The sequence below is a fragment of the Lujinxingia vulgaris genome (assembly GCF_007997015.1).
Classification (GTDB): Bacteria; Myxococcota_A; Bradymonadia; order Bradymonadales; family Bradymonadaceae; genus Lujinxingia; species Lujinxingia vulgaris.
Window position 1 is genome coordinate 871,888 of the sequence record NZ_VOSM01000001.1, and the last position, 13,436, is coordinate 885,323.

The window sequence follows — 13,436 nt, forward strand, 5'->3', positions numbered from 1 at the left end:
CGCAGACCCCGGGGCCCTGTTGTTTCCGGCGGCAACCCACGTAGATTCGGTCTTATGAACGCAGATCTTTACCAGGTGCTGGGCGTGCGACGCGACGCCGATGGGGCCACGATCAAGGCGGCCTATCGCAAACTCGCGCTGCGCTACCACCCCGATCAGAACCCCGACGACGCAGGCGCCGAGGAGCGTTTCAAAGAGCTCGCGCACGCCTACGAGGTGCTCAGCGATCCGGCCAAGCGCGCCGCCTACGATCGTTCGGGGCGCATCGGCGGGGTGAACGCGATGGGCGGGCCTTCGTTTGAGGGGCTCAGCGACATCTTTGAGATATTCAACTCGGTCTTCGGCAGCGTCGGCCGCGCGCAGGCGCAGGCGCGGGCGCGGCGGGGGGCCGACGTGCGGGTGCGTCTGGAGCTGAGCCTGGAAGAGGCCCACGCCGGAGGTCGCCGCGCGGTGCGGGTTCCGCGGCGTCGCCGCTGCGCCCGTTGCGAGGGCAAGGGCGGTGAGCCCGGCACCCGCGTGCGCACCTGTGAGAGTTGCGAGGGCAGCGGTCAGGTGCGCTCCCAGCAGGGGTTTTTCTCGTTGATGCGCGAATGCAAACGCTGCCAGGGGCGCGGGCGCGTGGTGGAGACGCCGTGTCGGGTCTGCGGCGGGGAGGGCACCATTCAGAGCGCGGAGACGCTGGAGATGGTGGTGCCGGCCGGCGTCGACCAGGGGCAGACTCTGCGCTGGGAAGGCAAGGGCGAGCCGGGAGAGCCGGGCGCGCGCGCCGGAGATCTTCTGGTGGAGGTGCATCTTCGACCGCATCCGGTCTTTACGCGCGACGGGCTCGATGTGCATCGCGACCTGGAGGTGACCTACACCCAGGCCTCGCTCGGCGCGAAGATCGATGTGGCGACGCTTGAGGGCGAGGTGGTCATGAAGTTGCCGCCCGGCACCCAGGAGGGGCGCATCTTGAGGCTTCGCGGCAAGGGGTTCGCCGCCCGTCAGGGCGATGCCCGGGGCGACATGTACGTGCGCGTCCGCGTGGTCTCTCCGGAGGCCAGGGCCGACGGTGGCGGTGAGCGACGGGGAGGCTTGCGACAGGGGATTCTCGGGAAGGTTCGTGATCTCTTTCGCTAAGTGGATGCGCGGCGCGTTGATCTGGGCCGCGTTGATGGTGGTGGCCGCCGGCGTGGCGCACGCAGAGCCCGTGGGGAGCAACGATCCGGCGCAGGTGGTGGCCGTGGTGCCGCAGTCTGGGGAGTTGGCGGGCGTGGGTGCGCAGCTCGTGGAGGTGATGGTGTGGGCCGCCGAGGATGCGGGGGCGGAGCTCGTCGTCATCGACAGTGAGGCCGACCCCGGGGCGCTGGCCACGGAGCTGGAGCGTGCGCTGCGCTCCCCGACGGTGGTCGGCGTGGTGGGGCCGCTGCGGGCGAGCCCGGCGGGAGTGGTCGCAGCCCTGAGCGCGCGGGCCCAGGTGCCGGCGTTGCTTTTGAGCGGAGTCGAGGGCGTGGAGGCGCGCTCGCCATGGGCGTTTCGCGCGCGGATGAGCGTGGGAGAGCAGGCGGCGTTTGCGGCGCGCTGGGCGTTTGAGCGCTGGCCGCAGGGGCGCGTCGGGGTGATGGCGCCCCTGTCGGACTACGGCGATGAGGCGGCGCGGGCCTTTGTCGGCGCCTGGAATGAGCGGGGCGGTCGCGTCGCAGCATTGGCGCGCTATCGGAGTGGGGAGACGCAATTTACCCCGGTGGTGGAGACCCTGCTCGGGCAACGTATGCGCCTGGAGCGCGGTAGGGAGGTTGCCGGCCGGCGCCCCGATCGGTGGGAAACGCTGCGCGCGGGCCAGCCCCGGATTGAGGCGCTCGACGTGCTCTTACTGGCGGACTTCGACGACGCTGTCGCAAGGCAAGCTCCCTTCATCACCCGCGAGGATGCGCTGCAGCAAACCCAACTTCTGGGGCTGGCCGGGTGGCGGGGGCAGCGGCTGGAGCAGGCAGGACAGGAGCTGGCCGGAGCCATCTTTTTTGACACCTTCGGGGGGCTGGAGCAGGGCGGGGCGGCCGAGGGGTTTGTGCTGGCCTTTGAGGCGCGCTTTGAGCGTGCGCCCACCACGGTTGAGGTGGAAGTGTTTGATCTTGTTGTGTTTCTTGCCTTGCGTTCGCGTGCCGATGCGAATCGCGCGCTGCGTTCCCCGGAGGGTTTTGAGGGCATCACGGGCCGCTGGCGCTTCGATAGCCGTGGGGCACCCCTGCGCGAGCCCCTGGCACTCCGGGTGACCGAAGACGGCCGCTGGGTACCGCTGAGCAACGATGCCCCCCGGGAGACGCCATGACCCGTCAACCCCCAGGCGACGCGGCGCATGACGAGCGTTTGGAGCCCCGTGCGGCTGTGAGCGAAGCCTCTGCCACAACCCCACCGTCACCCTCCGACGATGACCGCGGCTCGCTGCGCAACCAGCTCGCCCTGGCTTTGCTCAGCCTCATGACGATGTTCTGCGCCGGACTCTACGCCCAGGGGTTAAGCCCCTTTGAGATGAGCGCGTGGGCCGAGAGCTCGGCCAGCATCGCGGCGGCATATATGGCCTGCCTCTTCGCCATCGTAGGCGCCCATGAGATGGGCCACTACCTCAGCGCGCGCCGCCGCGGTGTGCCGGCAAGCCGCCCCTACCTCTTGCCGGGCATCGGCCCGATTCCCGGGGTGGGCATGGTGCCTTTCTTCGGGACGTTTGGCGCGTTCATTCGGCTGAGCTGGACCCGCGTGTGCGCCCGCGACCTGATGGCGGTCGCAGGCTGGGGACCGGTCGCCGGGTTTGTCGTCACAGTCGGAGTGCTCGCCATCGGCGTGGGCATCTCAAATGTGGAGCCGCTGAGCGCCGGCGACGCCGAGGGCGTGATGCGCCTGGGCGATAGCCTGCTGATGCAGGCGATGATCGCCTGGCACCACGGCGCGCTTCCCGCCGATCATGAGGTCGCGCTGCACCCGGTGGCGCTCGCCGGCTGGGTGGGGTGCTTGCTGACCTCGCTCAACCTCTTGCCCATCGGGCAACTCGACGGCGGGCACCTGGTCTACGGGGTGCTTGGCGAGCGTGCGCGTTTTGTGAGCTATGCGGCGTTCGGACTTCTCGTCGGCATGGGACTTCTGGCGTTCCCGGGCTGGTTGCTCTTTGCGGGGCTTCTGTGGGCGATGGGGCTAAAACACCCGCCGATGCTGAGCGGTGAGCCCATAAAGCTACCAAAAGCGTGGATGCTCGGTGCCGGAATGGCGATGTTTGCGTTGACCTTTGTGCCCGCCCCGGTTGAGGTGGGCGGTCTTCTGGACGTACTGGGCGTGTTTGCCAGGGAGTGAGCGTGGAGATTCGTTGCGACGTTTGCAAAGAGGTGGGGCCGGCCTCCGAGGTTCGTGCCGCGGATCAGGGCATGGAGCTCGTATGCGCGAGTTGCGGCCACGCCAATGTGCTGAAGGTCGGCGGCACAACCGACGCCTCAGCCGACGCGCAGAGCCGCGATGGTGACGCCTCGCCGCACGCCGGGCCTATCGCCCGGGCCGCTTCCCGCAGCGACGCGGAGCAGGGGGTGGCGCCTCAAAAGAGGTCAGTCGCAACTCCCGGCGCGTCTCTGGCCGAGGGGGTCGTTGAGGCGGCGATGGCTCGCCTCATTCCGGTCTCCGGCGCCGGGCCTCGGTGCCCGAAATGCGCGCACCTTGTGGCCGGCGCCGACCACTGCGAGCGCTGCGGGTTGAGCCAGAGTGAGGCCAACCGCTACGCTCCGGGACACGCCCCCTGGGAGCAGGCGCCGCCGGGTAAGGACGACGCGTTTCTTCGCCTCAACGCCGCCTGGGCGCGCGCCGAAGACGGCGATCCGGAGGCAATGCGGTATGTTGCTGAGCTCGCCATCTCCGAAGGGCTTGTTGAGGCGGGGATCAGTCGGCTGCGGTTCTACCTGGTCGAGCGGCCGGATGACCCCCACGCGCTCGACGCGCTCCGGCGCCTCGCCATCGCCCTGCAGGCGCGCGTGACGGTGGCCGCCGGCCAGGCTGCGGCCAGCGCCGAGAACTTCGGCAAGGACGTACGGCGGCTACGCGGCCTGCTGATGACCATCACGCTGGGGCTGTGCGCCCTGATTTTACTTTTGTTATCGGCGGTCTTCTGGGATAAATGCTAGGCATCGCCACATGTCTTATCGATTCTTTGCCGCCTTTTTTTCGCCTCCTCCCGCACGTAGCCCGGGTCGCGTTCCATGACCACCGAATTTGAACTCATCGCCCGTATCGCCGAGCTTTTTGGTGCCCCTGAGGGGGTGGCCGTGGGGATCGGTGATGACGGCGCGGTGCTCGATCCGGGGCGCTTTGACCTGGTGACGATGGACACGATGGTCGAAGGCGTGCACTTCAAGCGCGACTGGAGCAGCCCGCAGGATGTGGGCTGGAAGTTGCTGGCGAGCAACCTGAGCGACATCGCGGCGATGGGCGGCGGTCCGGGAGCGTTCTTTCTCTCGATGGCGCTTCCCGCCGATCTGGACCCTCAGTGGCCGGAAGGGGTGCTCGAAGGCATCAAAGATGCGGCGCGCGCGTTGGTCCCAGAGAGCTTTGAGGTCTCCGCCGGCGGCGGGGATTTGAGCGCGACGCACGGTCCGATCGTGCTCACCATGACCTTAATGGGGGAGGCCTCTCCGGCCGGTCCGGTGCTGCGCCGCGGCGCGGTGCCCGGAGACCGCATCGTGCTGCTGGGGCAGACGGGCCTGGCGGCTGCGGGGGTGTCGATCTTAAGCGGTGAGGTCGAGGTGGAGGCGGGCCAGTTTGCCGAAGCGCTGCGCGCTCACCGTCGCCCGGGCGCCCAGGTGCGCGCCGGCGCGTTGCTGGGGCTCTACGGAGTGCCCTCGGCGATGATCGATGTCAGCGACGGCCTGGTCCAGGACCTGGGGCATATCCTCAAAGCCAGCGAAGTCGGCGCGCGCCTTGAGGCGTACAGCCTGCCGCACCATCCCGAGCTGGTGCTGCTGCGGGAAGAGCACGGTGTCGACATCCTCAAGTTGATGCTCACCGGCGGCGACGACTACGAGCTCCTTATGACCATCCCCCCGGCGCGCATGCCCAAGATCTGGGATATGGCCCGGCGCCACAGCTGGGATGTGCACGATATTGGCGAGGTCCGCTCCCCCGATGAGGGGATGGTGGTGCTGGGACCTGACGGGGAGCCGGTAACATTTGCGCAGGGCGGCTACCGCCACTTCGAGGCGAGATGAGTCAGACGCTGGAGAGCCCGCTTGTGCGCGCGCACCGCGAGGTGGTGGAGCGCCTCTATACGGTGCCGCTGCTCAACGCCTGCGCGGAGCTGCTCCCCCGGGTGGAGGATAAGACGGTCCTCTCGGCGGAGTCGCGTTGTGGCGAGGTGGTGAGCCGTTGGCTGGAGCGCCTCCCTGACGAGACGCGCATGATGGCGCTGGACTCTCACGCCCCGATGCTCGACTGCGCCCGCGAGCGCATCAGTGAGGCCGAGCAGCGCCGCATCTTCTTTGTGCAGCAGCGCGTCAACGCGCTCTCTTATGCCGATGAGGTCTTCGGCGCGTCTATCTGCCTGCATGGCCTGGTGACCCGTCGCCAGCTCGATGAGGGGTTGGGAGAGCTCGCGCGTGTGACCGCCAGCGGGGGCAGCGTGATGGCCGCGCTGCCGACGTCGGGAAGTTTTGCTGCCTTTTATGATCTTCTCGACGAGGCGCTGCGCGCCCAGGGGCTTCACGAGGCGCTGGATCGGCTGGGAGAGCTTCGCGACCGCACGCTCGTCGACGCCGGCGCGCTGGCCCGGAGCGCGCGCAGCGCCGGGCTCCACGACCTCACGCTGGAGCAGGTCCGCTGGGAACTCTCCTTTGCCAGCGGACGGGACTTTTTACAGTCGCCGCTGATCCAGGAGACCTTCTTTGCGCACTGGTCCGGGGCCATTCGAGGCGCCGAGCGCGAGGGTGTGCTGGGCTACATCGCCCGGGCCATCGACACCTACTGGCGCGATCGCACCTTCGACACGCAGGTTGAGGCAGCCCTGGTCGTCGGACGGCGGCTCTGAGGTTCAATCGTGAAAGGGGGGCAGATCGCGAAGCTCGGGGTCGATGGTATCGCGGGGATCCTCGTCGGATTGCTCATGCTTCTCTTTGGTGAGCACGGCGACAAAACCCAGCGCCAGGAGAATGACGGGGATGGCGATGAAGAGGACTGTGGCAATGTTCACTTCCATAACATCCTCGGTGCAGCCTGAACGTGAAGGGCACTCGCGCCGGGAGCGCCCCGAGAGTGGCTCGCCACTGAATATAGTCACCGCCAGGGCGGGCGTGGTTTAAATGGTTCGAAGGAGGTTGTGATGACGTTGCGCGAAGAGCTCACCGAGCAGGTTGTGCGCATTGAGGAGATGCTCGAAAAGGTGCCCGAGCCGATGGCGCGTAAGTTACGCGAGCACCTGGGGGAGCTGCGCGAACTTTTGTTAGAGCAACGCCCCCCGCGATTTGTGCTGGTGGGTCGACGCGGCGCCGGGAAGTCCTCGCTGGTCAACGCGATCTTCGGCGAGCCCGTCGCCGAGGTGGGCCACGAGAAGGCCACCACCGCCCGGGGCACCTGGTGGAGCTATGAGGGGGGCCTGGGCACCCTGGAGATGCTCGATACCCGCGGCCTGCAGGAGGGCAGCGCCCCGGAGGAGGCCAGCGCCGATGAGGACGCGCAGCAGAGCATCGCCCGTGCCATTGAAGAGAAGGCCCCCGACGCGCTGCTCTTTCTGATCAAAGCCAAGGAGATCGACGCCGCCGTCGACGGTGACCTCGACGGGCTGGAGGTGGTCAGCCAGCAGGTGCGCGAGCGCTATGGCTACCGCGTGCCCCTGGTGGCCGTGATCACCCACTGCGACGAGCTGGAGCCCAAGAACGTCAACCTCCACGCACCCGACGACGAGGATGCCGACGAGCTCCAGGAGAAGCTCGCCCGGGTGCGGCGCGTTGAGCAGGACCTGGCGCAGAAGATCCGCGGGCGCACCGCGTTGCGGGACCAGCTGGTGGGCGTGCACGGCGTCTCCGCCTACCAGTCCTGGCGGCGCGACGGCACTCGCCGCGCCGACGAGCGCTGGCGAGTTGAGGAGTTACTTGATTTTTTACTCGATGAGCTGCCCGAGCAGGCCCGGGTGGAGTTCGTGCGGCTCAGTCAGGTTCGAGGGTTACAGCACCGCATGGCGGATCGTCTGACCACGGTGGTCTCCGGGATCACCGCCGGGGTCGCGCTCACGCCGCTGCCTCTTGCGGATATCGGGCCCATCACCTCGCTGCAGGTCAGCCTGGTGGTGGGCATCGGCTATGTGGCCGGCCGCCGCATGGAGCTGCGCACGGCGGGGGAGTTTCTCGGTGCGCTGGGCGCAAACGTGGGCGCCGCGATGGCCCTTCGTGAGGTTGCGCGGGGGCTGGTCAAAGTCATGCCTGGCTTTGGCAGCGTGGTCTCGGCGGCAGTGGCTTTTGCCGGCACCCGCGGAGTGGGTCGAGCCTCGGCGGCATACTTTATCGACGGGGTGAGCACCGAGCAGGCAAAAGAGCTCTTTAAAAAGGCGCGCCGCGACGCCCGCGCCGAGTACGAACGCGAGCACGAGGAGTAAGGGCCATCGTCGGGCGCGTCCCGTCCGGTTGAAAGGGCAAATGGGGGGCAACCCGGCGGTCGACCCCCGACTCACCCTTTTGATATGCGGGTGATCGCGTGTTGCGATTCGAAGTTCGTCGAGGCGAGGTGCCCGGGCTAGAAGAAGTAACGAAGCCCGGCGCTGGTACCGATGTGAGTGGTGGTCACGCTCAGGGACGTGTCGCTCGTCGAGAGGCGCTCGCGGCCCCACAGCCAGGTCAGGTCCACCCCGAAACGCACCTGCAAGCCTTCGGAGACGCGGTAGCCCACGCCGAGCCCGGTGGAGGTAATTAGCCCCAGGGTGCGGGTGCGCTCTTCAGCGCGGCGCTGCTGATCGCCCTCAACGATGGTGATCTCCCGGGTGCTGCCCCCGAAGTAGGGGCCCAGCGAGACGTGCACATGGGTGGAGAAGCGGTCGGTCATCGGGAGGTGGTAGCGCGCCATCGGTTGGATGGTGAGCGCCGTCTCGGTGGCCGCGGCTTCTTCGTCGCGGTTTAGCCGACGGACCAGCAGGCCGATATTCGCGCCGACCTCCAGGCGTTTGACCACCATCACGCCGACTGAGCCATCGACCCGCAGAAAAAGGGTCGCGTCGCTCGCGACCTGACCTGAGGGGAGCTCATTCGATGCGCTGGTTCGCGCAAAACTCGCGTCGATGCCCGTGTTCCAGCGACCGGTGCGAAACGCTGATCCCAGACGTTTACTCTCGGCCACAGTGCCATTGGTGAAGGGGTTTTGCTGCTGAGCAGCAGCAGGGTTTGCCAAAACCAGGACAACAAAAAGGGCCAGTAAAACGCTGTGAACGGCGGTTTTCATCATCATGAGCGACCTCCAGGCGTGTGCGCGACACATTGAAGCCATCAAAAGAGGCGCGGCGCTCGGGCGCCACGCCTCTGCACATCATGACGTGTGAGACATCGCGATGCGAGCGATCGAGGTTCAGGGCGTGGCCGGGACCATCAGGCGCGCGCCTTCCGAAAGGGTGAAGCTATCGAGGTGCCCGCTGGGGCCGGCGCTCAGGATGACGTGAGCGTGCATCGGGGTTGTGTGGTCGACGACCACGCCGGTGTGGTCGGTGGTGTAGATGCCGATGAGGGTGACCTCCACGCCGCTGTGATTGAACTTGTGGCTCAGCTCTTTGCGTTCTTCGCAGTTCGCGGCGCCACCCTCGGGGAAGCGGGTGGCGTCGACAACGTGCCAGTCGACGTTGGCCGCCGGGTCGACCACGCGGAAGGGGACCGGCTGGCCCGGCGCGTTGGCTTCACGCCAGCCCTCCAGCTTTGCAACAAGGGTATCGCGGTCGGTGCCTTCCTCCAGCGCCAGCTCCTGCCATTCATCGACCTTTGCGCCGAAGAGCAGCGTGGCGTCGAGATCGCCCAGAGCTTCGGCGTTTTCATAATGGTCAAAACCCACCTCGTCGCCACCCGAACGGGCCACGTAGATGTGCTCATCCATCACCGTGACCTCGCCGAGCAGCCCCCCGACGGCGCCGACCCCGTGGTTCATTTCGGACAGGGCGTCGGCAACTTTGACCGTGGCGCTGAGGTCTTTGTCGAGGTTCACCCGTTGCATCGCGCCATGGAGTTGAAGTTTCGCCCAGGCGGGCGCCTCCGCGGCGGGCTCTTCGGGAGCTTGGGGTTCTTCGGCGTTATCCACGCTGCTCTCCTCGGTGGCCGGGGAGGTCTGAGAGGCTTCGGTCTCGCTGCTCTCCTTGTCGCAGGCGGTGATGGCGAGGAGGAGCAGGCAGATCAGGATCTTGAGTTGGTTCATGGTCACATCAAGGCAGAAGGTTCACGGGGAGGGGTTCGTGAGGCGGAGTATGCGCGGGTGCTCCGTTGATGACAACCCCTGGGCCTTGATGTGTGCGGTGATTCGGGGATCCGGCGCGCGCGCCAGGCCGCGTGCCGGTAAGGTGCCCTGACGGTTAGTTGGCGAGATGCTCGTCGAGGAAGGCCATGGTCAGCTCCCAGGCTTTCTGTGCGCTCTCGGCGTCGTAGTTGTTGCCCGAGGGGTTGGCAAAGGCGTGGTCGACGCCGGGGAAGATATGCAGCTCAAGCTCGCGGTCGGCTTCATCCATGGCGGACTCAAAGCCGCGCACAAGCTCCATGGGGATGCCACCGTCTTCTTCGGCAAAAATACCCAGCACCGGGGCCTCAACCGGGGCGACCATGCTGGCTTCGGTGGGCACCCAGCCGTAATAGACGACCGCCGCGTCGACCTGATCACCAAGAGCGGCCGCCGCATTGAAGGCCTGACCGCCACCGAAGCACCACCCCAGCGTGGCGATCGAAGTGACGTTGAGCTCATCGCGCAAAAAGTTGACGGCGCTGGTCATGTTGGCGACGAGCGCATCCGAGTTCGCGCTGGCGCTCTCCATCAGGGCTTTGGCCTCATCGGGCGTCTGCGCGGAGCTGCCGTCGTAGAGATCGACGGCAAGCACAGCGTAGCCTTCCGCGGCGAGTTGTTCGGCCATGGCGCGGATGTTGTCATTAAGACCCCACCATTCGTGCACAATGACCACCCCGGAGATCGGTTCGAGATCTTCGGGGGTGGCCAGGTAGCCCTCAACGGCGCCATTGAGCCCCTGGTGGTAGGCGACGTTGATTGCCTCAACGCCCTCGACATGCTGAGGGCGGTTGGGGTCGGAGGGCGTCGGGGCGTCATCGTGATGCTCATGCGCCATGGCCTCGGAGTATTCGGTCGACTCTGCATCCGACGCTTCGCTCGTCTGGGACTCACTCGGAGCCTCATCGGGCGTCGAGGAGGATGAAGAACAGGCCAGGGTGGAGGCCAACGCAAAAGAGGTGATCAGCAACACCATCAAACGACGATTCATGCGGTACTCCTTTTGAACAACAGGTGGGTTGAAACGGCCTGTCGGGCAAAGTGAACACCGTCTTCGAGAAGTCACATCGCGAGGTTGTGTGGCTGCCTCACAGCTCAGCTGACAAACCCTTTCCAGTTGCGCATGTAGTCGACAAAGATCGGACCGAGCGCGCGTGCACGCAGCTCCTCGGGGCTCAGAGGCGGGCGGCGCGGCTCAAAGCCAGGCTGGCGGGCCTGTCGGGGCCAGTCGGGGTTGGCAATCGCCGAGCGGCCCAGGGCGACGGCGTCGGCGCCGTGCTCCAGCGTGACCAGCGCGTCGTTGAGGCTCCAGATGTGGCCGGCCGTGATGAGAGGAATGTCGGCGGGCAGGGCCTCGCGAAAGAGGGTGAGCGGATGGGTGTCCGGGTACTTTTTGGAGGGCTGGAAGACGTCCCATAATGAGATGTGAATGAACTGTGCGCCGTCCTCCACAAGCCACGTTGCGGTCTGAATGGACTCGTCGATGTCGATGCCGATGGTCGCGCCGAAGTCTTCTGGCGAGAGGCGCACGCCGATGATGAAGTCGTCGGGGACCTCGGCGCGGCAGGCCTTCATCACCTCGCGGATCAACCGTGAGCGCCCCTGCAGCGAGCCGCCCCAGCGGTCGGTGCGCTGGTTTCGGGTGTGGCTCAAAAACTGGCAGAGCAGGTAGCCGTGCGCGCCGTGCAGCTCCACGCCGTCGGCGCCGGCCTCGTACGCGCGGCGCGTGGCCCGGGCGAAGTCGTCGATGACGCGCGCGATGTCGGCCTCGGTGGCCGCACGCACGTCGCGCTCCTCGTGGGCGCTGGCCGACCAGGCCTGCTGGCCGGAGACCTCCGTGTTGGCGCGCTCGCCAGCATGAAAGATCTGCGGGATGAGCAGCGCGTCGTGCGCGTGCACCGCGTCTGCCACACGCCTCCAGTCGTCCACCAGGCGGTCATCGAAGATACCAAACTCGCCAGGCCACCCCTGACCGTCGCGTGAGACGTGGGTGGCGCAGGACTCGATGACCGAAAACCCGCCGGCGGCGCGGGCTTCGAGAAAGGCCAGCTCGTCGTCGGAGAGGGATCCATCTTCGTGGCTGGACTGGTTGGTCAGCGGCGCAAGCCACAGTCGGTTCTGAGCCTTGCGCCCGCCCCGAAAGTGCAGTGGCGAGAAGATGCGCTCGCGGGCGGCGTCGGAGATCTCGGGGTTGGGAAGAGGTGATGGCGAGGTCTGGGAGGTCATGGCAGCTCCATACAACGTGTGTTCGGCGGCAAGTGTGAGGTGGCGAGCGAGGGCTCGCCGCTGGCCTCAACGAACCGGCGCCCTCGCTTAGTCCTGCCGAACCCACGATGGCCTTCAGCCAGGGAGGGACTGGCGAGATGTCCGCCGCATCAGCGCCAGATAGACCGTGCTGGCCAGACCAAAGCTCACAAACCAGGCGTAGGTGTAGAGAGTCATGAAGATCGCGGGTACAGCGCTGGCCTCCACGATGCCCGCCGTGCCCAGAAAGCCCGGTACGCAGGGCAGGATGCCCGCGGCCAGGGCAACCATCGCCGCCGGGTTGTATCCACCGCGGTACCAGTAGGGACCCCGCGGCTGGTAGAGGCCGTTGAGGTCGAGCTCGGTTTTGCGCACCACGAAGTAGTCGATGATGATCACCCCGCCTATTGCGCCAAGAAGCGCCGAGTAGCCCACCAGCCAGACGAAGACATAGTTTCCGGCGCTCTCCAACAGCTTCCAGGGAAAGATCGCCATGCCCAACCCGGCGGTGACCATGCCGCCCATGCGAAAAGAGAAGCGCTGCGGGCGAAGGTTGATCACTGCGTTGGCCGGGCTGACCACGTTGGCGGCGATGTTGGTGGAGAGGGTCGCGAGCGTCAGGGCAATCAGCGCCACCACAATCGAAAGTCCGCCTCCCATGCGGCCCAGGAGCACGGTCGGATCGAAGATCGCCTCACCGTAGATCACGACTGTGGCCGACGTGACCGCCACGCCGATAAACGAAAAAAGTGTCATGAAGGTGGGAAGCCCGATGGCCTGACCGAGCATCTGGTCGCGCTGTGACTTCGCGTAGCGGGTGAAGTCCGGGATGTTCAGCGAGAGCGTGGCCCAGAAGCCCACCATGGCCGTCAGCGAGGGAAAGAAGACCGACCAGAACTGCCCCTCTTTCGGTTGGCCCGGGCCGAACTGCGAGGGGGCGGAGAGCATCGGTCCGAATCCCTCGGCTTTGACATAGGCCCAGCCGAGCAGCATCAGGCCCATGACCACCAGAAAGGGGGCGGCCCAGGTCTCCAGCACGCGAATCGACTCGATGCCGCGCCAGATCACGATGACCTGCAAGAGCCAGAAGGCCATGAAACACGCAAACTGCAGGGCGTTGATCCCCAGCACCGGCAGCGCCTCGCCACCGCCCCAGCCGAAGACCACATCGAGGAGCTGGTAGACCGCCGCGCCGCCGATCCAGGTCTGAATGCCGAACCATCCGCAGGCCACAAGCCCGCGCATCACCGCGGCGATGTTGGCGCCGTAGATGCCAAAACTCGCGCGGGAGAGCACCGGAAAGGGGATGCCGTATTTGGTGCCCGGGTGGCCGTTGAGCAGCATCGGGATGAGCACAATCAGGTTTCCCAACGACACGGTGAGCACGGCCTGCCACCAGTTCATCCCGTTTTGCACCAGACCGCCAGCCAGCATGTAAGTGGGCACGCAGACGACCATGCCGATCCACAACGCGGCCATGTTGAGCACCGACCAGGTGCGACCCTCGGGAGGCGTCGGCGCGATGTCCTCATTGATGAGTGTGGGATCAGGTGCGAACATAGGCGCTCCGAATGGGGGCCCGCCGCCAGAGCCGAGCCGAGTTTGACAGTGTGAGAGGCCTCGGATTAGGTTAGGCCCCTTGCACAACACGAAGGGTGTATTTCGACCTGTACGACGTACGCGATGACCGGCGAGCCTGGCCTGCGTTTGGGGGCTGGACGTGGGCCGACGCAGCA

13 protein-coding genes are annotated in these 13,436 nt (G+C 66.5%); 7 read left to right on the forward strand and 6 right to left on the reverse strand.

The annotated features are described in order from the left end of the window. Positions 1–54 precede the first annotated feature (54 nt). From dnaJ to FRC98_RS03520, 6 genes are all read left to right on the forward strand, one after another. On the forward strand, positions 55–1,119 hold the full coding sequence (dnaJ, locus tag FRC98_RS03495) for a molecular chaperone DnaJ (RefSeq protein ID WP_146979898.1): 1,065 nt from the start codon (positions 55–57) through the stop codon (positions 1,117–1,119). Further along, entirely contained in the window at positions 1,103–2,308 is a 1,206-nt protein-coding gene (locus FRC98_RS03500; RefSeq protein WP_230467228.1) for a penicillin-binding protein activator, read from the forward strand. Before dnaJ ends, FRC98_RS03500 begins: the two co-directional genes overlap by 17 nt. Beyond that, a complete protein-coding gene (locus tag FRC98_RS03505; protein WP_146979900.1) occupies positions 2,305–3,321 on the forward strand; it encodes a site-2 protease family protein in 1,017 nt (338 codons plus the stop codon). Before FRC98_RS03500 ends, FRC98_RS03505 begins: the two co-directional genes overlap by 4 nt. 2 nt (positions 3,322–3,323) lie before the next feature. Next, positions 3,324–4,136, forward strand: a complete 813-nt coding sequence (locus FRC98_RS03510) for a hypothetical protein (protein WP_146979901.1) — start codon at positions 3,324–3,326, stop codon at positions 4,134–4,136. A 75-nt stretch (positions 4,137–4,211) separates the two neighbouring features. Then, on the forward strand, positions 4,212–5,216 hold the full coding sequence (gene thiL, locus FRC98_RS03515; RefSeq protein WP_146979902.1) for a thiamine-phosphate kinase: 1,005 nt from the start codon (positions 4,212–4,214) through the stop codon (positions 5,214–5,216). Further along, a complete protein-coding gene (locus FRC98_RS03520; RefSeq protein ID WP_146979903.1) occupies positions 5,213–6,031 on the forward strand; it encodes a methyltransferase domain-containing protein in 819 nt (272 codons plus the stop codon). Before thiL ends, FRC98_RS03520 begins: the two co-directional genes overlap by 4 nt. A gap of 3 nt (positions 6,032–6,034) precedes the next feature. Here FRC98_RS03520 and FRC98_RS21260 read toward each other — a convergent pair whose 3' ends face one another. Then, a complete protein-coding gene (locus FRC98_RS21260) occupies positions 6,035–6,199 on the reverse strand; it encodes a hypothetical protein (RefSeq protein ID WP_230467229.1) in 165 nt (54 codons plus the stop codon). Between the two features lie 123 nt (positions 6,200–6,322). Here FRC98_RS21260 and FRC98_RS03525 point away from each other — a divergent pair, with 123 nt between their 5' ends. Further along, complete coding sequence (locus tag FRC98_RS03525) at positions 6,323–7,591, forward strand: GTPase (RefSeq protein ID WP_146979904.1); 1,269 nt, start codon at positions 6,323–6,325, stop codon at positions 7,589–7,591. Positions 7,592–7,728: 137 nt separating this feature from the next. Here FRC98_RS03525 and FRC98_RS03530 read toward each other — a convergent pair whose 3' ends face one another. From FRC98_RS03530 to FRC98_RS03550, 5 genes are all read right to left on the reverse strand, one after another. Beyond that, complete coding sequence (locus FRC98_RS03530) at positions 7,729–8,433, reverse strand: outer membrane beta-barrel protein (RefSeq protein ID WP_230467230.1); 705 nt, start codon at positions 8,431–8,433, stop codon at positions 7,729–7,731. A 117-nt stretch (positions 8,434–8,550) separates the two neighbouring features. Beyond that, complete coding sequence (locus tag FRC98_RS03535) at positions 8,551–9,381, reverse strand: acetolactate decarboxylase (RefSeq protein ID WP_146979906.1); 831 nt, start codon at positions 9,379–9,381, stop codon at positions 8,551–8,553. Between the two features lie 154 nt (positions 9,382–9,535). Next, positions 9,536–10,447, reverse strand: coding sequence for a dienelactone hydrolase family protein (locus FRC98_RS03540; protein WP_146979907.1), 912 nt, complete (start codon positions 10,445–10,447; stop codon positions 9,536–9,538). Between the two features lie 104 nt (positions 10,448–10,551). Then, the gene (locus FRC98_RS03545) at positions 10,552–11,682 is read right to left on the reverse strand and encodes an oxidoreductase (RefSeq protein WP_146979908.1); all 1,131 of its coding nucleotides are present in this window, start codon (positions 11,680–11,682) and stop codon (positions 10,552–10,554) included. Between the two features lie 114 nt (positions 11,683–11,796). Further along, on the reverse strand, positions 11,797–13,260 hold the full coding sequence (locus FRC98_RS03550; protein WP_146979909.1) for an NCS1 family nucleobase:cation symporter-1: 1,464 nt from the start codon (positions 13,258–13,260) through the stop codon (positions 11,797–11,799). Positions 13,261–13,436 lie beyond the last annotated feature (176 nt).